Origin of the sequence: Nitrincola tibetensis, from assembly GCF_003284585.1 — a bacterium.
Classification (GTDB): Bacteria; Pseudomonadota; Gammaproteobacteria; order Pseudomonadales; family Balneatricaceae; genus Nitrincola; species Nitrincola tibetensis.
In genome coordinates this window covers 279,079-297,597 of record NZ_QKRX01000004.1, presented here as the reverse complement: position 1 = coordinate 297,597, position 18,519 = coordinate 279,079, and the positions used below count along the sequence as shown (strand labels likewise).

Annotated in this window: 17 protein-coding genes; 6 read left to right on the top strand and 11 right to left on the bottom strand. The window is 44.5% G+C overall.

Annotation, left to right across the window (positions count from 1 at the left end):
* Positions 1 to 39: 39 nt before the first annotated feature.
* From DN062_RS07700 to DN062_RS07680, 5 genes are all read right to left on the bottom strand, one after another.
* Entirely contained in the window at positions 40 to 1,746 is a 1,707-nt protein-coding gene (locus tag DN062_RS07700) for a SulP family inorganic anion transporter (RefSeq protein WP_112158746.1), read from the bottom strand.
* A 48-nt stretch (positions 1,747 to 1,794) separates the two neighbouring features.
* Positions 1,795 to 2,679 (bottom strand): MBL fold metallo-hydrolase, encoded by an 885-nt coding sequence (locus DN062_RS07695; RefSeq protein WP_112158745.1) that lies wholly within the window; start codon positions 2,677 to 2,679, stop codon positions 1,795 to 1,797.
* A 194-nt stretch (positions 2,680 to 2,873) separates the two neighbouring features.
* A complete protein-coding gene (gene cydX / locus DN062_RS07690) occupies positions 2,874 to 2,972 on the bottom strand; it encodes a cytochrome bd-I oxidase subunit CydX (RefSeq protein ID WP_081763831.1) in 99 nt (32 codons plus the stop codon).
* 22 nt (positions 2,973 to 2,994) lie between these two features.
* Positions 2,995 to 4,137, bottom strand: coding sequence for a cytochrome d ubiquinol oxidase subunit II (gene cydB / locus DN062_RS07685; RefSeq protein WP_112158744.1), 1,143 nt, complete (start codon positions 4,135 to 4,137; stop codon positions 2,995 to 2,997).
* Between the two features lie 20 nt (positions 4,138 to 4,157).
* The gene (locus DN062_RS07680; RefSeq protein WP_112158743.1) at positions 4,158 to 5,741 is read right to left on the bottom strand and encodes a cytochrome ubiquinol oxidase subunit I; all 1,584 of its coding nucleotides are present in this window, start codon (positions 5,739 to 5,741) and stop codon (positions 4,158 to 4,160) included.
* A gap of 224 nt (positions 5,742 to 5,965) precedes the next feature.
* Here DN062_RS07680 and DN062_RS07675 point away from each other — a divergent pair, with 224 nt between their 5' ends.
* Positions 5,966 to 7,306, top strand: coding sequence for a sigma-54 interaction domain-containing protein (locus DN062_RS07675; RefSeq protein WP_112158742.1), 1,341 nt, complete (start codon positions 5,966 to 5,968; stop codon positions 7,304 to 7,306).
* 105 nt (positions 7,307 to 7,411) lie between these two features.
* Here DN062_RS07675 and DN062_RS07670 read toward each other — a convergent pair whose 3' ends face one another.
* The 4 genes from DN062_RS07670 to DN062_RS07655 all read right to left on the bottom strand — a co-directional run bounded on the left by DN062_RS07670 (position 7,412) and on the right by DN062_RS07655 (position 11,432).
* Complete coding sequence (locus tag DN062_RS07670; RefSeq protein WP_239995733.1) at positions 7,412 to 7,837, bottom strand: DUF6691 family protein; 426 nt, start codon at positions 7,835 to 7,837, stop codon at positions 7,412 to 7,414.
* Between the two features lie 2 nt (positions 7,838 to 7,839).
* Positions 7,840 to 8,280 carry a YeeE/YedE family protein gene (locus tag DN062_RS07665; RefSeq protein ID WP_112158740.1) on the bottom strand — a complete coding sequence of 147 codons (441 nt, stop codon included), beginning with the start codon at positions 8,278 to 8,280 and terminating at the stop codon, positions 7,840 to 7,842.
* Between the two features lie 17 nt (positions 8,281 to 8,297).
* Positions 8,298 to 8,735, bottom strand: a complete 438-nt coding sequence (locus DN062_RS07660) for an OsmC family protein (RefSeq protein WP_112158739.1) — start codon at positions 8,733 to 8,735, stop codon at positions 8,298 to 8,300.
* A gap of 102 nt (positions 8,736 to 8,837) precedes the next feature.
* The gene (locus DN062_RS07655; RefSeq protein WP_112158738.1) at positions 8,838 to 11,432 is read right to left on the bottom strand and encodes a bifunctional diguanylate cyclase/phosphodiesterase; all 2,595 of its coding nucleotides are present in this window, start codon (positions 11,430 to 11,432) and stop codon (positions 8,838 to 8,840) included.
* Between the two features lie 114 nt (positions 11,433 to 11,546).
* On the opposite strand from DN062_RS07655, the gene DN062_RS07650 reads away from it, so the two are divergent.
* Together DN062_RS07650 and DN062_RS07640 are read left to right on the top strand one after the other, a co-directional pair.
* Entirely contained in the window at positions 11,547 to 12,323 is a 777-nt protein-coding gene (locus DN062_RS07650; protein ID WP_112158737.1) for a DUF3750 domain-containing protein, read from the top strand.
* 223 nt (positions 12,324 to 12,546) lie between these two features.
* Complete coding sequence (locus DN062_RS07640; protein WP_112158735.1) at positions 12,547 to 13,107, top strand: nucleotidyltransferase family protein; 561 nt, start codon at positions 12,547 to 12,549, stop codon at positions 13,105 to 13,107.
* Between the two features lie 488 nt (positions 13,108 to 13,595).
* Here the strand turns inward: DN062_RS07640 and DN062_RS07635 are convergent, their stop codons facing one another.
* The gene (locus DN062_RS07635; protein WP_112158734.1) at positions 13,596 to 14,912 is read right to left on the bottom strand and encodes an MFS transporter; all 1,317 of its coding nucleotides are present in this window, start codon (positions 14,910 to 14,912) and stop codon (positions 13,596 to 13,598) included.
* A 220-nt stretch (positions 14,913 to 15,132) separates the two neighbouring features.
* On the opposite strand from DN062_RS07635, the gene DN062_RS07630 reads away from it, so the two are divergent.
* The 3 genes from DN062_RS07630 (at position 15,133) to DN062_RS07620 (ending at position 16,905) form a co-directional block, all read left to right on the top strand.
* Positions 15,133 to 15,378, top strand: a complete 246-nt coding sequence (locus DN062_RS07630) for a hypothetical protein (protein ID WP_112158733.1) — start codon at positions 15,133 to 15,135, stop codon at positions 15,376 to 15,378.
* A 72-nt stretch (positions 15,379 to 15,450) separates the two neighbouring features.
* A complete protein-coding gene (locus DN062_RS07625) occupies positions 15,451 to 16,155 on the top strand; it encodes a HupE/UreJ family protein (RefSeq protein WP_205126686.1) in 705 nt (234 codons plus the stop codon).
* 27 nt (positions 16,156 to 16,182) lie between these two features.
* Entirely contained in the window at positions 16,183 to 16,905 is a 723-nt protein-coding gene (locus tag DN062_RS07620; RefSeq protein ID WP_112158731.1) for a hypothetical protein, read from the top strand.
* A 184-nt stretch (positions 16,906 to 17,089) separates the two neighbouring features.
* Here DN062_RS07620 and DN062_RS07615 read toward each other — a convergent pair whose 3' ends face one another.
* Positions 17,090 to 18,490: a plasmid recombination protein gene (locus DN062_RS07615; RefSeq protein ID WP_112158730.1), complete on the bottom strand. Its 1,401-nt coding sequence runs from the start codon at positions 18,488 to 18,490 to the stop codon at positions 17,090 to 17,092.
* Positions 18,491 to 18,519: the final 29 nt, after the last annotated feature.

The following is an 18,519-nucleotide window of genomic DNA, read 5'->3' as shown; positions in this document are numbered from 1 at the left end:
AGGGGTGCGCTGCTTAGGTTCTGGTCTTAATGAGTGATCTTAATGAGTGAGGTATTTCCATGCATCGAAGGTGCTTAAAAAGACTCGACCATTAATATGGTCAAAAAACTTTACATTGTTGAGCCTGTCCATAACAGGGCCCTTTATTTCAGCAAAGTGTAAGCAAATATCGGCCTCCTTGAGTCGCTCGTTAATCGTCTCTAAGCTTTCTAAAGCAGAAGCATCAATATGATTAATCGCTTGGCAGGCTAAAACCAGATGCTTGAGTTCAGACTGATGCTTAACAAGTGCCGCAACCCTATCCTCAAGATAGCGGGCATTGGCAAAATAAAGGCTTTCATCAACTCTTAGAATCGCAATGCCAGGATTGGTTTCGACACTATGGCGATCAATGTTTCTGAAATGTTCTGTTCCAGAAACACGCCCAATAATCGCACTGTGTGGACGGCTGGTGCGGTATAAATGAATGAGAATTGAGAGTAGGACACCGACAATAATGCCAGCCTCAACGCCTGCACCTAAGGTGACAAGGATAGTGGCGAGCATAGCGGAAAAATCACTCCCCGAGTAATGATACGTGTGCAAAATGGCTTTGAAATCGACTAAGGACAAGACAGCAACAATAATCGTCGCTGCTAAAGTCGCCAAGGGTAGATAGGCAATCAACGGCGTTAACCAGAGGGTCGCAAAAATAATTCCCAAGGCGGTAAATGCTCCCGCTGCAGGTGTTTGCGCGCCTGCATCGAAGTTAACCACTGAGCGCGAAAAGCCACCCGTGACAGGCATTCCTGAGCTGATTGCCGCTCCTAAATTTGAAGCACCTAATCCAATTAATTCTTGGTCTGGATCAATCCGTTGACGTCGTTTTGCAGCTAATGTTTGCCCAACCGATACCGACTCGACAAATCCAACCAAGCTGATCAACAGTGCCCCCATCCAAAGCTGCTGCCACATTCCCGGGTCGATTGAGGGCAGACTCAGTGATGGAAGTCCAGATGGAATTTGGCCAACCACAGCAACACCCTGCAGATCCAAACGGTAATGAAAAGTTATCCAAGTAGTGATCACCACCGCTAAAATGGGAGCCGTTTTAGTGAGCATGCCAGCTAGGTAATGATTCAGCCCTATCTTAACGAGTAGCGATTGAAGCCCTGCGCGGGTTGCATACAAAAAGAGCAAACTAGCCAGACCGAGTAACAGCGTGGGGGTGTTTGTGTGCTGGATTTCGTGTATGAGTGACATCAGTAGTTCGGGTAGATGATGGCCTGAAATTTGAACGCCAAATAAGTGCTTTAGCTGACTGGCGGCAATAATAATGCCTGAGGCTGTGATAAAGCCGGAAATGACGGGATGGCTCAAAAAATTAGCTAAAAATCCAAGCCTAAGAAGTCCCATCAGCGTTAGCATGAGACCTGAAAGTAGTGTGAGGATTAAGACTGCACCAATGTATTCGGGTGTGCCTTGCTGTGCTAATTGCCCGGCCGCGACGGCGGTCATGAGCGAAATCACAGCAACAGGGCCGACGGCAAGTGTTCGGCTGCTGCCAAATACAGCGTATAAAATTAAAGGGGCAATGCTGGCATATAGGCCGACCTCTGGGGGTAAGCCTGCCAGCATGGCATAGGCCAGTGATTGAGGAATTAACATGATCGTCACAATAACAGCTGCCAGCATGTCTTGATTTAGGGTGTCTAGCCGATACTGAGGCAGCCATTCAGTAATGGGAAAAAAGCGCTTAAGGTTCATGGTGTCATCCTAGTGTGACGATCAGGGATAGAAAAAAACTCCTGTGAATTAGAAAAGATTAATCGGTATTTTTAAGTAAGTTTGCCCGTTATCTTCTGCAGGTGGCATTTTGCCTCCACGCATATTGACCTGTACCGAAGGCAATATCAGTCTTGGCATCTCAAGTTGAGCATCGCGCGTGGTCCGCATGGTGACGAACTCGTCTTCTGAGATGCCCTGATGAACATGAATGTTCGCTGCCAGTTGAGCAGCTACAGTGGTTTCATGTTCATAGTGATCACGTCCTGGTGCCTTGTAGTCGTGACACAAAAATAAACGAGTGTCTTGTGGAAGGCTTAAAACCTTTTGTATCGAACGAAACAAAGTGCGTGCATCTCCACCCGGAAAATCGCAGCGCGCCGTTCCGTAATCGGGCATGAAAAGTGTATCCCCAACAAAGGCACTATCACCAATCACATAGGTTAAGCAGGCAGGCGTATGGCCTGGGGTATGCAATACATAGCCTTCTATTTTACCAATGGTAAAGCGGTCACCCTCCTCAAAAAGTTGGTCGAATTGACTGCCATCGCGAGCAAATTCGGTTCCAGCATTAAAGGCTTTGCCAAAGATCGTTTGTACATCGACGATTTTTCCACCAATGCCCGTTTTGCCACCTAGATGCTCATGCAGGTAAGGGGCCGCTGATAGGTGGTCGGCATGGACATGTGTTTCCAAAATCCACTCAACGTTTAAGCCTTCATGACGTATGTGTTCAATAATGGCATCTGCCGAGCGTACATCCGTACGACCGGATGCATAGTCAAAATCTAGAACGGAGTCGATAATGGCACAGGTATTTGAGTTTGGGTCTTTTACAACGTAGCTGAAGGTATTGGTGGGTTCATCAAAGAACGTCGTGACAATCGGTTTTTGTGTTGTATCTGTTGAGCTCATCATGCACCTCTTCAAATTGGGTAACGGATAGAGTCTGCTTGATCTCTATGTTTGTTATAAGCTTATTACTTTCAGGTCTATTTTGCCAATAAAAGATATTAATGAAGTCTAATATTAAAATAAATGAAGCTGTAGGATGTGAGTGAGGATAAAAAAGGCAAGCATCTTACGATGCCTGCCTTGGGATGGACGTATTAATCCTTATCTATTTCTTCGGCTTCTAGCCACATCACATTGATAATACCAAATGCACAGGCGAGAAGAACGCCTAATATCCAGGCGAAATACCACATAGTTAAAACCTCATGTATCAATTTAATAGAGTGAGTGAGGGTTCTCTTTAATGAATCTCACCCCAATTTTTTGCCACATAGCGCGGTAACACCAAAACGTATAGCCCAGTATGATGGGGACAAAGATAATCGCAGCCCATGTCATGACCATCAGTGTTCCGGCGCTTGATGCAGCATCCCAAAGCGTTAAACTATGGCTTGGGACAAGGCTAGAAGGCATGACGAAAGGAAACATTGAGAATCCAGCCGTTAAAATAACACCCGTTACAGCGGTTGCACTGCTGATAAAGCCGAGACCTGTGTAGCGGACATGGCTGAAGATGCCTGCAGCGATAGCACCCACAAACGCCATAATGGGTGCAATAAGTGTGGCAGGTTGTACGGCATAGTTGTGCAACCATGCACCTGAGGCTTTTATGGCTTCCTTGAGTAAGGGGTTGGCAGATCCACCTGTTTCTGGAAGGCTAATGATCATGTAGCCCTCAATGCTCCAAGCAAGCCAAATACCAGCGATTGCAAAAGTAGCAACCAGTAAAACGGCTAGACGTTTTGCTAGATATCTTGCTCTTTCTTCGACCTTATCCTGAGTACGCATTTGTATCCAGGTTGCGCCATGTAAGGCTAGCATTGTTAAGCTGATAATGCCGCAGAGCAGGGCAAATGGATTCAGCAGTGAAAAAAAGCTGCCGTGATAGGAAGGGCGTAATAGCTCGTCGTATTGGAAAGGGACGCCTAAGAGTAAATTGCCAAATGCAATCCCGAACACGAGCGCAGGAACCGCTCCTCCTACGACGAGTGCCCAGTCCCATGCATTTCGCCAACGTGGGTCATCCATCTTTGAGCGATAGTCAAAGCCCACAGGTCGCAAAAAGAGTGCGAAGAGCACCAGCATCATTGCCCAATAAAGGCCCGAAAAAGCGGCTGCGTAAACTAAAGGCCAGGCGGCGAAAAGAGCCCCTCCTGCGGTGATAAACCACACTTGGTTACCATCCCAATGAGGGGCCATGGTGTTGATAACGACTCGGCGCTCATCATCGGTTTTCGCAACCAACGGGAGTAGGGCACAAGCCCCCATGTCGAAGCCATCTGTGATTGCAAAGCCTATGAGTAAGACACCTATTAGTATCCACCAAGCAAGCTTTAAGGTTTCATAATCAAAAATCATTTATATTGCTCCTTCGAGTTTTAAGCTCGGACCCTTGTGCTTGATGATGTGGAGCCCGCTTGCTCAAAATGATAGCGACCGGTGTGCAAGCTGCTAGGTCCAATCCGAATGAACCGTTGCATCAAGTAAATCTCGATGATGGCCAAGACGGTATAAAACACGAGAAATAAGATCAGGCTCGACAAAATCTGATTTGCGGTTAGGACGGATACGGCCGTAAAGGTCGGTAGAATTTCACCGACGGCCCAAGGTTGACGGCCAAACTCAGCTACAAACCACCCCGCTTCAGAGGCAATCCAAGGAACAGGAAGTGTGAAGAGTGCAGCTTTCAGTAACCAGGGTTTATGCCAAGCAGTGCGTTTTGCTGTGTAGTAAAAACACACAGCGAATAGAAGCAGCATCCAAAAGCCTGCAGCAACCATGATACGGAATGCCCAGAACAATGGCCCAACAGGAGGGATGGTGTCTCTAGCCGCTTGTTGAATCTGTGCATCTGTTGCATCAATAACTTTCTCAGTATAACGCTTCAAGAGTAAACCATAGCCTAAATCCTGCTTGTAGCGGTCAAATTCAGCACGAGTAAACTCATCTGTTTGGCCTGAGCGTAAGGTTTGTAGGAGTTCGTAGGCTTTCATGCCATTGCGAATACGGATCTCATGTTCTTCGATCAGATCTTTGATTCCCTTAACTTCCTCAGTCGTAGAGCGGGTTGCAATCAGTCCTAAGGCATAGGGTATCTTGATGGCATAGTCCGTGGTCATGGTTTCACTGTTCGGAATACCAAGCAAGGTAAACGATGCGGGCGCAGGGTGTGTGTCCCACTCGGCTTCAATGGCCGCTAATTTGGTTTTTTGTACATCCCCGAGTTCGTAACCTGATTCATCACCTAGCAAGATAACCGACAGTGAAGCGGCCAATCCAAATGCGCTGGCAATGGCAAAAGAGCGACGAGCGAAGGCGAGATCTCGTCCTCTGAGCATAAAGTAAGCGCTGATGGATAAGACAAATATAGCGGCGGTTACATAGCCAGCTGAAACCGTGTGTACGAATTTAACTTGTGCAACCGGGTTCATGACGAGATCCACAAAGCTGGTCATTTCCATTCGCATGGTTTCGTAGTTAAACTCGGCGCCAACAGGATGCTGCATCCAACCATTGGCGACCAAAATCCAAAGTGCCGAGAAGTTTGATCCCAATGCGACAAGCCAAGTGACCATTAGATGCTTCACTTTGCTAAGTCTATCCCAGCCAAAGAAAAAGAGACCCACAAACGTGGACTCAAGAAAGAAGGCCATCAGACCTTCTATAGCAAGAGCGGCGCCAAAGACATCGCCCACATAGTGGGAATAATAGGACCAGTTGGTGCCGAACTGGAACTCCATTGTTAATCCGGTGGTTACGCCGAGCGCAAAATTAATACCGAATAGTTTTCCCCAAAATTTGGTCATGTCCTTATAGATTTGTTTACCCGTCATCACATAGACGGACTCCATAATGGCCAGCATAAAGGCAAGACCTATGGTGAGTGGAACGAACAAAAAGTGGTACATCGCGGTTAATGCAAATTGCAGACGCGAAAGGTCAACGACCTCTTCAGTAATCATGCAAGTGTCCTCAAAGGTAAGCTAAGATTGATGACTCAAAAGAGTCTTAGGCAGAAAGCGTGCCATATTCTTCAAAAACAGTAATAAGCTTATTTCTTTTTGAAATACATGCCATTTTAGGCAGTATTTCGTCATTTTAATCGGATTGGTACGCCTGAATAAGTGACAAATTGTCACAGTTGTACGACAATGACTGTCAAAAGTGGCAGATTGGTGTTTTAAAAATGGCAGTCAAAGGCTTAGATTTAACGGCAACGTCTTTAGCCGAAATGAGTTCGATATTGGATGTGATTAAGGAGCCTGCAACCCTTTTGTCACTGGATTATCGTATTTTGGCGTATAACCAAGCCTATCAAGCTATTTATGGCGAGATACAAGGGGCGGATAAAACCTGCTATCAGGTGTCGCATGGCTATAGTGTGCCCTGCGATCAAGCCGGCGAGTCTTGTCCGCTAAAACGCTGCCAGGAAACCGGTCAGAAGCAACGGGTGCTTCATCTGCATAACACGGATCAAGGGCAGGAGCATGTTGATGTCGAGCTGACTCCTATTCGTAATGCCGAAAATGACGTGATTTGTTATTTGGAAATCATGCATTTGGTGAAGGAGGCGAGAGCGACGCCCGGGGAGGGAGTGGGAATGGTTGGGCGTTCGTCCGCATTTGGCCGTATGTTGGAAATGCTAAGACGTGCCGCTCCTTCAACAATTACTGTCTTGTTACTCGGTGAGTCTGGAACTGGAAAAGAGTTGGCGGCTCGGGCGTTGCATGATGCGAGTTTGCGCAGCCGTGGCCCTTTCGTGACGGTGGAGTGTTCTGGGTTAACAGAGTCCCTATTCGAAAGTGAGCTGTTTGGGCATGAGCGGGGAGCGTTTACCGGAGCCGTTGGTCGTAAAAAAGGTCTGATCGAGGCTGCACGAGGTGGGACGCTTTTTTTAGATGAAATCGGCGAGATACCACTCCCTCAGCAAGTAAAACTGTTGCGGTTAATTGAAACAGGTACCTATCGAACAGTGGGGGGAATTGAGCCTATGCATGCTGATTTCCGTTTAGTCTGTGCAACTCACCGCAATCTCAAACAGCAAGTGGAAGAAGGTCGTTTTCGCCAAGATCTATATTATCGTATTTCCGCGTTTCCAATCGATTTACCTTCATTGCGCGAACGGCCTGAAGATTTGCCTCTGCTCATTGATGTGCTTTTGAAGCGAATTGCGGGCGGTGACTCTGTGCGAATGACGGAATCTGCTTTATCTGTCCTTAAGCATTATGCTTTTCCGGGGAATATTCGAGAGTTGCGCAATATACTTGAGCGAGGTGTTTTGTTGGCCGATGATGGGTGCATTGATCTTCAGCATTTACCCAAAGAGTGTCTGGTAATGGAAGAGGATGTTCAAGCATCTGTTTTTAACAGTCAGGAAAGTATTGAGCATATTTTACCCTTGGATGTGTTTGAACAACGTTACTTAACTCATTTGGTGAAAGCCTTTAAGGGGGATAATAAGCAGTTGGCGGATCAGCTGGGTATCAGTGAGAGGACCTTGTATCGCAAATTGAGTCGTTTGAAGTAACGCGCTACTCTGGCAGAGTAGCGCGCTTAACTTGGATAGTAAGGTCTAAAAAGCTACAAATACTTGTAGGGGTAACCAGTAACAGGTGACAGGATCAAAAAAGGATTAGCTCACTTTGCTAAGAACCCAGCGAGTGGCCGCTGTACCCACAATAAATGCAAGTAATACCGTTAAAATATCCATATTGATAAAGCTTATCGAGGTGATAATCGGGCCTGGACAGTAGCCCGCCAATCCCCAACCTATCCCGAAAATAATGCCGCCGATGATGAGTCTTGCATCAATTTCAATCTTTGTGGGCAGACGAAAGTGTTCGGCCAATATCGGGCGTTTACGTTTAAGAATCAAGGGTGTCATGATGGCATTCACCACTAGACCACCGAACATAACAAGCGCCAAAGACGGGTCCCAGGTTCCAAAAAGATCCAGAAAGTTAATGACTTTAGCAGGATCAATCATTTGTGCGACTGACAGCCCTAAGCCAAAAAGTGTCCCGGCTAGCAATGCCGCAATCCAAGGTAAAGCAGCCATAATTAACCTCCTACTAGATGCCTAACAATAAATACGGTCACTAAAGCGCTGCCCATGAAGCTTAGGGTTGCCACCAGTGATCTTGGGCTGCGTCGTGCTAAACCACAAATCCCATGGCCACTGGTGCAGCCAGTTCCGATTTGTGTGCCAATACCGACCAGAAGCCCTGCAACAATTAACGTGGGAGTGCTTGCCATGGCTTGGATATGCTCAACCCCGACGCCAATGTTGCTCCACTGATAGATGAGTCCGCCTAGAATCAGCCCTGCAACAAAGGCAATACGCCACGCCATGTCTCCTTTGTTTTCAGGGTAAATGATACCGCCTGCGATACCCGAAATACCTGCGATACGCCCTTTAGCGACGAGTAAAAAAGCAGCCGCAAGACCAATAAGCCCTCCTCCAATTAATGAGGAGATAGGGGTAAAGTTAATAATTTCCATCAGTTCACTTGACCTAATTATGCAATTGAGTGGACGACTTGGGTTTCAAGTCGAGTATTGTCATGCAAAGGGCAGCGGTGGCATATCTCATCGAGAAAGGCTTCTTTTTCAGCATCTGACATATCGGCATCTATGACGGCGCGAATTCGAATCTCCTGAAAGCCCATTCGATCATCCGTTGGTTTGCCAAGTAACCCAGCTGGGTTGTAGTCACCTTCTACTGTGATATTCATTCCTTTTAGATTGATCTTTTTTTGAAAAGCGGCAATCCGGCCAATGGTGCCGATGCAACCTGCAAGTGAAAATAAAAACATTTCCAAAGGAGTAGCGCCTAAGCCAGCACCTTTCGCAGAGATGGGCTGATCTATCACTAACTGGTGTTCGCCAATTGCGCCTCGTACTGTAAACCCTTGATCTAAGCTCGCTTCAACATTGATGGTTTTAGTTTGACTCATTTCATGCCTCAATTATTTATTAACAATATCTAATATATAGGTTTGAGGCTGATATTAAAAGACATGTCCGTAAAAAGTCTTTGCAATAAAGACTAGTAAAGCTTAAGAAATCAGCTTAAGAAGTTGGTCTGCTGAGCTTGGTTTTCCAAAATAATATCCTTGAAACAGGTCGCAGTTACGTTGAGCGAGGTACTCAAATTGATCTAGGGTTTCAACGCCTTCGGCGATGACCTCCAGTGATAGGCTGTGCCCAAGTGAAATAATCGCATCGCATAGATTTGCGCTGTCCAAGTCCATGTTAATGTCTTTTACAAAGGATTGGTCAATCTTAAGTTGCCTAATCGGCATACGTTTGAGATAGGTCAATGAAGAGTAGCCTGTGCCGAAATCATCCAATGAAATTTGAATGCCGAGTTCGCTGAGTTCGAGCATCTTAGTGATCACATCGTTTTGGTCTTTCACCAGCATGCTCTCTGTGAGTTCAAGTTCAAGGCGTTTTGGATCAATTTTATATTGATTCAGGCACGCTTTGATCTGTTCAACAAAATTCGATTGGGCGAATTGGCGCGAACTGACATTAATGGATAGAGTTAGGTGCTTGGCTTTGCTTAGTGTTTGCCATATTTGCAATTGTTTGCAGGCATTTCGTAGTACCCAGTCACCGATAGGAATGATTAAGCCTGTTTCTTCAGCGACAGGGATAAAACGATTGGGAGGAATAAGACCCAGCTCAGGGTGGCTCCAGCGAATCAGTGCTTCAGCACCTACGAGGGCACCCTTGCGGTCAACTTGAGGCTGAAATTCCAAGAAAAACTGATTGTAATCTAAAGCAAGCCTAAGTCCTCTTGATAGTTCCAAGTTGTGGTCGATTTGTTCTTGCAAAGCAGGGTCAAAGAAGCAAACAGTATTCTTACCGGCATTTTTAGCTTGGTACATAGCCAAATCGGCTCGTTGTAGGACTTCATCTAATGAGGCTTGGCCTGACGTAAAGAGCGTAATGCCAATGCTTGAGGTAACGACGTATTCATTATCGAGCAGTGTAAAGGGGTTGCGTAGCAGTTGTGCTATTTTGGAAGCGACTCGTTCGGCATGAAGTGCTGTAAGATGGGTATCTTCTGGTAAATCCGACAATAAAATCACAAACTCATCGCCGCCGATGCGAGCAGCCGTGTCAACCTTGCGTATAGCCGCGTTCAGGCGAATCGCAACTTTTTCCAATAAAAGATCACCAACCGCATGCCCAAGTGAGTCATTGATAACTTTAAAGTTATCAAGGTCAATAAAGAGTAAAGCGCCTTTGGTCTCATGACGTTCATTCCACGCAAGAGCTTGTTGTAGTCGATCAAGTAGCAAGCGTCGATTGGGTAAGCCCGTTAAAGGGTCGTAAAAGGCTAAGCGCTCGATACTGGATGCGTTTGTTTTTCGTTCCGTTATGTCTCTTGATATTAAAATGAATCTAGGTAAATTGTCAGGTGAGGCCGCTTTCTTAGAGACGGATAACTCAAACCAATGGCATTGATTGTCTATTTCAAGTGAATAGCATTTACCGCTGGAAAAGCCCTTTTCATTCGCCTCGTTTAATGCGCCATAGCAGATCACCTTTGCATCATTCGGCAAAAAATCATCGAAGGAGTGTCCGATAAAGTCTTCTGGCTTTGCTAAAAGCAGTTCCTTCTTGGGGGAGTGGAAAAGATGGATCGTGCCCTTGATGTCTACTTCAAATAATAGATCAGGAATAGCATCAAGAGTGGCTCTTAGCTGGGATTCGGCTTGAAAAATTTCATGTGTTCGCTCTGTAACACGTTCTTCGAGAAAAGCGCGATCATGGCGTAGACTTATAATCAACCAGGTTTGAAGAGCGGCTAATGAGCTGATAAATAAGCCTAAAAGTAACTTAAGCGCTAATGCCCCACTTTCAAAGATTAGGTGAGTCGGAGCAACCTTTAAAAGCCAAGCACCATTTGGGACATTAATGATAACATCGACAGAGTCAGACCTTATGCGTTCGGAGTTACTGCTGATCAGTTGTGATGGGGCTCCATCGCTGGAGAGTTTCCATAGCGCGTAGGCCATGTTTTGACTTGACAGAGTGTCGAGGTTAGCCGTTCGCAGCAGTTCTCCAAGGCGAAGTGTGACATTTGTAAAGCCCCAGAAACTTTCCTCTTGATTGTGATCGATAAAGACGGGTAAGCGGCCGATGACACCGGTTCCACCTTGCACCAGTGCCACTGGGCCTGCCAAGGTCATGAGTCCACTTTCTTTAGCGAGTAGAGCTTCTGCATTTTGAATAGAGTCTTCTAATTGGTTAAAGCCCAGTGAGGCTTCATTGCCTTCGAGTGGGTAGACCTCTGATACGACCCCATTGGCTGAAAGTGTAAAGTGAGAAACGATTGGGTAATGTTGGTGTAGATTTGCGGCAATTTCGGAAAATTGTTGAACCTCTCCGCCTCCAGCACGCACTAAAGAAGCAAGGGCATAGTTGGCAGACAGTGATTGGTTCAGAAGCGTTTCAAGCAGGCTTGCATGATTGTGTGCGTGGAGCGCGAGATCACTTCGTCTGGAGTCTTGGTTGTGAGACTCAACCTGCCAGATGATCAGCAACGAAACGATTGCCGTAAGAATGAAAGTTACAATGACTGTATACGGGGTGCCCGTGGATCTGTCTTTAATCACGATTGACTTGGTCTGCCTATCCATGTTGGTTGCTGCTCAATCGCTTGACTCTTGTTATTCTAATCCTAAGTTGAGTCGGTTTGATGATGCAATCAGTCTTAATTTTCTCAATTTTAAAGCTGTGTAAGGATATCACAAATGAAACGATTGCTTAGTGCTGTTCTATGGGTATTGTTGATTTTTATTGTCCCCGTCGGGTGTGCACTAGTCTCGCATAATACGAATGATGAGCGTCCTAAAGATTGGCAAACGGCACGTCGAGACAGTGCAGGCATAGCGCCCGATCCTGCGACGACGTCTGAAGCCATTATTCAGGTGTATGCGGCACGTGCGTTTCGTTGGCGGGGTGCGTTGGGTGTGCATACTTGGATTGCGGTCAAACCACAAAACCAAGACTATTTTACACGCCTTGAAGTCATAGGATTTAATGTCGTACGCGGGCGTGGAGGGGATGCTGTCCGTGTCGCAAGAGGTGTCGCTGATGGGTATTGGTATGGTAGCTACCCCCTTTTGCTGCGAGATATACGGGGAGGAAGTGAGGTCGATCATTTGATTGAGCAGCTTTACCAAGCTGCAGAGGAGTACCCGCATAAGGGTGAGTATCGCCTTTGGCCGGGACCGAATAGCAATACCTTTATTGCCTATTTAGGGCGGGAGGTTCCTGAGTTGCGCTTAAATTTACCTTCGACGGCGATTGGAAAAGATTACTTACCAGAAGGGCGTTTTGTTGCAACTGCACCGAGTGGTACGGGTGTTCAAGTCTCTATGTCGGGTTTGCTGGGTTTAATTGCAGCACCTGAAGAAGGTCTGGAAGTGAATCTGTTGGGTTTGAGTGCGGGAATCGATTTTTGGCCAATCGCGATTAATTTACCTGGGGTGGGACGTTTGGGTATGCCCGTGGAGGCTGTGCGTTGATTTGGTTTGTTGTTTCACTTATTTGGCAGAGACTATTTTAAAACCCTGTTGGAAGGGGTACGCTCCACTTGTCCCAGAAAGCGGTGCATTTGCAAAAAAATCGCCAGCATCATTGCACAATACAGCAGCGACTAGGATCCAAAATCGGAAATGCTCTGTTTGTTTTATGTGCATCTGCAGGAAGCGTTTCATTTTGCCATTACCGGACAGCATAAGGTTAAGCATGGATAAAATCAGCCAGACTCAGAAACTCGTCAGCGAAATCAATCGCCTTCATTCTGATTTCTCTAAGGATTATTTTGAAACAGGAAAAATCACAAAAATCAATCTATCCAGAACTATTAGGCAAGTTCCAGTAGAACATGTTTATCGATATCGTCTTACTCTGCATGAGAGTATTAATGACTACCTGATGGCGGCAGATATTGACATTAAATACTTTTATCGCGTGAAAACCCGTGAGAGTATTGATGACAAGATCGAGCGCTTTTCAACTCGCGAAGATCAGTATCCAGTGAACAACTGGTTGAATGATATTTTTGGTGTTCGCATTGTTCTCAGCGCTGATGAAATCAGCAGGGTGATGGATATGCTGGATGATTTGCAAGATGAGTTGGGTTTGAAAAACTGGTATTTGCGCGATAAGGAGGGTTATCGTGGCTTGCATGTGTATTTCAAAAACAAGAGTAATTTTTACTTCCCTTGGGAATTGCAAATTTGGGATGAGGTGGATGTTCGCAGCAATATTGAAAATCACGAAAAATTCAAGCGTGGTTTTATATAGTTAGATAGGGAAAATGATTGGCTTGGTATTCATTGCTGAATCCAGCTATCAAAAGACATTATGCCGTTGAGCCTATTAACTCAAGATAGGGTATTTAAAAGAAAGTGTGGTACTGTGCAAGATTCTTAAATTCTATGCGCTTCTATGTGTCTGGTTCTAGAAGTTAGAGGTAGATGATTTAAGAACAACAAAAATCTTTCAATCTATGTATTAAATAGAACAAAGATAGATAAGGGTTTATTGAATAAATGAAAGTGGTCGGAGTGGAGGGATCTTTTTTGGTTAAATCATACCAGCTTCGAACAATATATTTCTTTAAAAAACAAATGGTTGCATTGAAGTTATGTTTCTTTAAATTATACGTTAACCAATTTGTGTGACATTTTCAAGCCTTACAATGGATATACAATAAATTGCTGAAAGTGAGGTGCAAAAAAATCCGATGATGAAATGCATGGTCAAATCATGTAATTAAAAAAATAACATCTTCAGTTACTTTTTCGAGGCCACTTTTCATGCAAATCGTCAATGACGAATGGATGTGAGTGTAGACGCTTGGAATGAGCAATATGAGGGTGATTTTCTGGAAAGTTAGCGTGGTAATGCTCAACAACCTCTGGATCTTCAGCGGGCCAGAGTTTTAGCGCTAATAAAAAGGCCAATAACGCCACCATGCCAAACACAGAAAAGGTAAGACTAACGCCCAGTTTAACTCCCAACCAGCCTGCGAGTGGATAAGCAAACAGCCAGCAGGCATGAGATAACGAAAACTGTGCTGCAAATAGATCAGGCCGATCCTCTTCATGTGACGAACGTGTCAACAAGCGGCCCGAAGGGGTCTGTATCCATGCATAGCCTGCACCAAGTAAAAACCAAATCGTCCAGAGTTCAATGATATGGCTGATACGTGATGCGCTAAACAGACCGAGTATTAACAATAGCGTTGCACCCAGCATCAGAGTGCGATCCTGCATACGCTTTAGCAAACAAGGCATGGTCAATGCTGCAAACATCGACCCTCCTCCAAAAAAGGTAAACGCGAGTGCGGTATCTTGAGCGGAAAGCCCGAACGTTGATTGTACAATCACCACGCTGTTGACGATCACCATGGCACCAGCACAGGTCACGGCAACATTCATGGCTAACAAGCCTCGTAATCGTGGCGTGGCTAAATAAAAGCGTATCCCTCGGGTTGTTTTTTGATAAATTCCTGAACGATTTTTATTTGCCGCCTTCATGATGGGAAAGGTGACACTCAGTATTAGCAATGCTGAGGCGATAAATCCTATCACCGTGCCGGTAAAAAGCCCCTGCCACGTCATTAAGGTTAGCATAAGTGCGGCTAAAGCTGGACTGATCAGGTTCTCCAGATCATACGCAAGTCTTGAGAGAGATAGGGCTTGAGTATATTGCTCTTCATTTTCTAAAATATCAGGAATGGTGGCTTGAAACAGTGGAGTGAAGCAGGCGGACGCTGACTGTAAAATAAAAATGAGTATATAAACATGCCAAACTTCTGAGACAAATGGCAGGAATACGGCCACACTTGCTCTAATGAGATCCAGTGTGACGAGTAGCTTTCTTCTGGATAGCGCACGAAACAGGGCTGAAGCCAAGGGAGCAATAAAAACATAGGCGAGCATTTTTATCGTTAATGCTGTTCCTATGACCATTCCAGCATGGTCATCAGCCAAGTCATAGGCAAGCAAACTTAGCGCAACCGTTGCCAAGCCCGTGCCTAGTAAGGCGACAATTTGGGCTAAAAATAATTGTCGATAAGAGTGATTAGCTAAAACAGTAAACATAGCGACACATATTCAAAATGACCTTTATGTATCCCCAACGGGAATGATATATTGTAACAATATTAAACTAGTGCTAAGGTTATTACATTAGCAGAATCACGAGAAACACTGGATTTTTGAATTAACAATGAAGAGCACTAGGCGAACGTTATCATACTTGCTGATCATCGTGCTGATCTTGCCGGGGCTAGTTATTTCATTTCCGGGAGTTGCGAACTCAATGGGATTTGCAGATCACTCCTTTACGCTTGATTTGCAGGATCACTCAGGCCATCACGACCATCATCATAGTGACTCTGATGCTCAACATGATCCCACGAGTCATTCACATGAAACACCGGACAGGCAAGATGTCGTCTCATTGCGTCCGTCTCAAATTCAGTCACCAAACACTAAAGACTTGGGTAAAATTCAACCGATACGAACCCCTTGGCTGCTGGAACGACCTCCAAAAAACTCTGTTTAGTTATTTTTAATGCAATTTAACCAGAGTTTATTGGAGTATTTCATGTTCATATCTACTGCTGGCTCAGCCAGCATGTCGAACAGGGTGAAACGACGCCTGTTTTTGTTCGTGTCTATTATTGGCTTGTTATTGATGGGGATAAGCCAAGAGGTCTTTGCGCATGCAGTCGCGCAAGGTGATAAGGGATATATTCAAGAGATAAGCGGTGTTCACTTGGTATCGTTTATCTATCTTGGCGCCAAACATATGGTCACGGGATATGACCATATATTGTTCCTTCTAGGGGTCATATTTTTCCTGTATCGCATGCAGCATATTGCCATCTATGTCAGTGTGTTTGCGTTTGGTCATTCGACAACCATGCTGCTTGGTGTTTACTTCAACATCGGCATCAATAGCTACATTATCGATGCGATTATCGGGCTTTCAGTAGTCTACAAAGCATTGGATAATTTAGGAGCCTATCAACGCTGGTTTGGTTGGCAACCAAATACGCTCATGGCAACACTGATTTTTGGTTTTTGTCATGGCTTTGGCTTATCAAGCAAGATCATTGAATACGATATCTCTCCAGATGGGCTATTACCGAATCTACTGGCGTTCAATGTCGGTGTTGAGATAGGCCAGCTTCTAGCATTAAGCGCTATTCTGATCATGATGGGCTTTTGGCGTCGGACGGGCAGTTTTCTGCGTCATGCCTACACTGCTAATGTTGCCATGATGTGTGCAGGCTTTGTTCTGATTGGCTATCAGCTCACGGGCTTTTTTGTTGCCTAAACTCGATCATTTTTAAGGTATTAAGTTATGTATAACACAGATATTCCATCACGTGCAGAGCTGCCAACCACTCAGAAGCTAATCCGTTCTACCTTCATTGCTCTGATTACCGCATTAGTTATTCTAGTTACGGTGATATTGCCCTCTGAGTATGCGGTTGATCCAACAGGCGTAGGTCGCTGGCTTGGTTTGACAGAAATGGGGGAAATTAAACAGCAACTAGCTGCCGAAGCTGAAGCCGATGCTCGTTATCTTGCACAAGAAAACACTGACAAAACTATGAGTTTTGACGTTGCTGATGCTCAGACCGAGTTAAATGTAGTTGAAGAGGTAGCCGTTGAAGAGATAGCTGCTGAACCTATAGTAACACCCTCAGTAATGAAATCTTCCGCTGAAAACGTTCAGTCAGAAGTGATCTTGGAAGAAGAAGCATTGGTCTGGCGTGATACGGTTGAAATTATCCTGACACCGGGACAAGGTACAGAGATTAAATTAGTGATGGCTGAAGGAAGTACTGCTCGTTTCTCATGGGATGGAGTTGAAGGCCCGCTTAACTATGACACTCATGGTGATGGCGGTGGTCGTTCCATCAGTTACGAGAAAGGTCGAGGTGTTCAACATGATGAAGGTGAATTGACTGCGGCATTTACTGGAAATCACGGCTGGTTCTTCCGTAATCGCACATCAGAAAATGTGACGCTGATTCTAAGAACAGCGGGTAATTACGAGGAAGTAAAGAGAGTTCTGTAATTCGTAAAGCTGGTAGGCCAAAGTGGCTTACCAGTAAATAAATGAAAACTATTTATAAATGATAATTTTGCCTGTAAGAATATAACCATTCAACCTTAGAATTTTAAAAATTGTTAACAGTATTTAGGCTAAAAAATCTAGTTATTCCGATTGCTTTGATAATATTCGTATCATGGCGACTCGTTTATTCAAAGTCATTAATCTGGTTTGAAATGACAGTGTCCTTTGTTTTTTCTTTACTTTCCTTCGTTATCCTTTTATTTAATAATGAGTTCTGATTTTGTAATTTATCCTCAAGCTCTATTGGATTGTCCTTGTTTTTTAAAAATAGAGAAAATATATAGGAGTAAGCTTGAAGTGCTATACTAGGATTCTTTTCTAAATTTCTAATGTTTTTAGAAATTTTTATGATCGATGCATAGATTTTTTTATATATTTTCAATTCTGAGTTTTCAGATCTCAATCTGCTAATGACTCGTTTATCACTCTCAACCTGATCTTTTAATTGTTTGAGTTCTATTTTAAATGTATCTTCAGTTTGCTCAATAATTCTGTCTTTTACGCCAAACATATTCAAAAGCCCTCCTATTTTGGAATCATACTTAGTTGCTTTTTGATGAAGAGCTTCAGCGGTTTCTTTGGCTTGTTTGGCTTCATCTAATAATAATTGAATATGCTGATTTTCTTCTTCCGAGCGTTTAGTTGCGTCTAATTTGATACGTTCAGCTTCTTTGATGGCATTTTCAGCAACTTTCTTTTGGCGATTAATTTCTTCTATAGCTGTTTCTTTTAATAACTCAGCATCAAAACGTGCATTTTCAAGACGTTGAAGGGCTTCTGCTTCGATTTCTTTAGAGCGTCTGACAGCTTCGGTGGTGGCTTCAGCAGCTTTCTTCCTTGCGTTCCATTCAGCTCTGGTGAGTCTTTCTCTAGCAGGTCCTAAGCGTGTCTGACCAAAGTTAATGCCTACGTGTTGGTAATATCTATCTTGAAATGATCGCATCTCTGCGTTGTAGGCATCATTACCAATTTTTTTACCATGTTTTGACCGATCATTGCCTTGAGCTTGTTTTCTAGCACTTTCACCTTTATGGATTATATGAAAATCCTCCATTGGCTCATCTGAGCCAACCAAAACATGAATATGAGGGTGAGATTCGTCCCAGTGTAGGCATGCCGACCTCACATTGTTTGGAAACTCATCTTTAGTGAATTCTATGACAGATAAAGCCCATTCTCTTACTTCAAGGATAACCTTTTCCCTTTCCAGCTTTGTCATCTCATTCAATTGGTTAATAGAGATAGGGTGACTTGCAATTAATCCGATACCAACATTTGCATCCGACCGGACTTTTCGCTTCTTGCCACTGTGTAATGTTGTGCTTTTATCTGCGGCATCGATTATTTTGTTGGCACTTTCTTCAAATGACGTACCAATAATATATTCTGGGGGGAGGGGGGCTTGAACGTGTGGGTGGTTTCCAGATGAGCGATCTGCTTCTAAAGCAATTGAAAGTAAGCTTCTTTTTTTGTCTTTGCCTTTACGCGAATAGGCTTCATAGTGAACGAATTGATAACCTGACATAATGATTTCCTTATCATAATAAAATCCTT

What these genes read in the sequence shown, in the direction of transcription:
- DN062_RS07700 (WP_112158746.1), bottom strand. Translation starts at nt 1,746, where the DNA reads ATGAACCTTAAGCGCTTTTTTCCCATTACTGAATGGCTGCCTCAGTAT.
- DN062_RS07695 (WP_112158745.1), bottom strand. Translation starts at nt 2,679, where the DNA reads ATGAGCTCAACAGATACAACACAAAAACCGATTGTCACGACGTTCTTT.
- cydX (WP_081763831.1), bottom strand. Translation starts at nt 2,972, where the DNA reads ATGTGGTATTTCGCCTGGATATTAGGCGTTCTTCTCGCCTGTGCATTT.
- cydB (WP_112158744.1), bottom strand. Translation starts at nt 4,137, where the DNA reads ATGATTTTTGATTATGAAACCTTAAAGCTTGCTTGGTGGATACTAATA.
- DN062_RS07680 (WP_112158743.1), bottom strand. Translation starts at nt 5,741, where the DNA reads ATGATTACTGAAGAGGTCGTTGACCTTTCGCGTCTGCAATTTGCATTA.
- DN062_RS07675 (WP_112158742.1), top strand. Translation starts at nt 5,966, where the DNA reads ATGGCAGTCAAAGGCTTAGATTTAACGGCAACGTCTTTAGCCGAAATG.
- DN062_RS07670 (WP_239995733.1), bottom strand. Translation starts at nt 7,837, where the DNA reads ATGGCTGCTTTACCTTGGATTGCGGCATTGCTAGCCGGGACACTTTTT.
- DN062_RS07665 (WP_112158740.1), bottom strand. Translation starts at nt 8,280, where the DNA reads ATGGAAATTATTAACTTTACCCCTATCTCCTCATTAATTGGAGGAGGG.
- DN062_RS07660 (WP_112158739.1), bottom strand. Translation starts at nt 8,735, where the DNA reads ATGAGTCAAACTAAAACCATCAATGTTGAAGCGAGCTTAGATCAAGGG.
- DN062_RS07655 (WP_112158738.1), bottom strand. Translation starts at nt 11,432, where the DNA reads ATGGATAGGCAGACCAAGTCAATCGTGATTAAAGACAGATCCACGGGC.
- DN062_RS07650 (WP_112158737.1), top strand. Translation starts at nt 11,547, where the DNA reads ATGAAACGATTGCTTAGTGCTGTTCTATGGGTATTGTTGATTTTTATT.
- DN062_RS07640 (WP_112158735.1), top strand. Translation starts at nt 12,547, where the DNA reads ATGGATAAAATCAGCCAGACTCAGAAACTCGTCAGCGAAATCAATCGC.
- DN062_RS07635 (WP_112158734.1), bottom strand. Translation starts at nt 14,912, where the DNA reads ATGTTTACTGTTTTAGCTAATCACTCTTATCGACAATTATTTTTAGCC.
- DN062_RS07630 (WP_112158733.1), top strand. Translation starts at nt 15,133, where the DNA reads ATGGGATTTGCAGATCACTCCTTTACGCTTGATTTGCAGGATCACTCA.
- DN062_RS07625 (WP_205126686.1), top strand. Translation starts at nt 15,451, where the DNA reads ATGTCGAACAGGGTGAAACGACGCCTGTTTTTGTTCGTGTCTATTATT.
- DN062_RS07620 (WP_112158731.1), top strand. Translation starts at nt 16,183, where the DNA reads ATGTATAACACAGATATTCCATCACGTGCAGAGCTGCCAACCACTCAG.
- DN062_RS07615 (WP_112158730.1), bottom strand. Translation starts at nt 18,490, where the DNA reads ATGTCAGGTTATCAATTCGTTCACTATGAAGCCTATTCGCGTAAAGGC.